1 protein-coding gene is annotated in these 961 nt (G+C 67.7%); it reads left to right on the top strand.

Annotated elements, in window-relative coordinates; translation table 11 throughout:
• Positions 1-168 precede the first annotated feature (168 nt).
• The coding region (locus tag K789_RS0100495) for a DUF4397 domain-containing protein (protein WP_024365035.1) at positions 169-961 on the top strand (793 nt) is incomplete at its 3' end.

Here is a 961-nt window from a genome sequence, read left to right as displayed (position 1 = left end):
CGCCAGCCGCACGCTGCTGACCAGCACTTCGCAGCCGCGCCCGTCGTCGCGCCCGCACCTCCTTCAAAAAAATATCTACATGCATGTGCATCCAAATTGACCCCAGCGCCGGTAGTAGGGGTGTAAGCAAAAAATCGCCCGCCCGGCGGGCCGTTGAAGGAGATGTAAATGCGTACCAGCCTTTTCACCGCAGGCGCAGTGGCGATCGCGGCAGCTCTCGCCCTTGCCGGCCCCGCCCAGGCGGCCGAGTCAGACGCCCAGCTTTCCGTGCTTCACGGCGTGCCCGGACTGACCGTTGACGTCTGGGTCAACGGCGAACGCACCCTCGATGACTTCGCCCCCGGCACCCTGGCGGGTCCGTTGGCCCTCCCGGCAGGCGACTATGACCTTGCCATCACCGCCGCCGATGCCGCCGACGCGTCCGCCCCGGTGATCGGGCCCGTGAAGGTCACTCTCGCCGCCAGCGGCAACTACACGGCCGTGGCCAACCTTGACGCAGAGGGCAAACCGACGGCCAACTTCTTCACAAACGATGTTTCACAGATCGATCCGGGGAAGGGCAAGCTCACTGTCCGACATACGGCAGCGGCGCCAGCCGTGGACATCCTCGCCGGCGGTGCTCCCGTCATCACCGGCCTGGCGAACCCCAAGGAGGAGACCCTGACGCTTGATCCGGGCACCCTGTCCGTTGCAGTCGCCGCTGCGGGGACCACGGCTCCGGTGATCGGCCCGGCCGATGTGACGGTCGCGGAGGGCACCCACACGGTGGTGTACGCGTGGGGCAGCCTCACGGACAAGAACCTGAACCTGGCCGTGCAGAACATTGAGGGCCTGCACTCCGCCCCCACCGGCGTTCCCGGCGCACGTTCCGGCGCCGCTGACGCCGGAACCGGATCAACGGGTCAGACAGCCGCCACCGCAGGCATTGGCGCCGCGGTCCTCCTGCTGCTTGCCGGCGGGG

It is taken from the genome of Arthrobacter sp. TB 26 (assembly GCF_000427315.1).
Lineage (GTDB): Bacteria > Actinomycetota > Actinomycetes > Actinomycetales > Micrococcaceae > Arthrobacter.
This window is presented reverse-complemented; position numbering and strand designations above follow the sequence as displayed.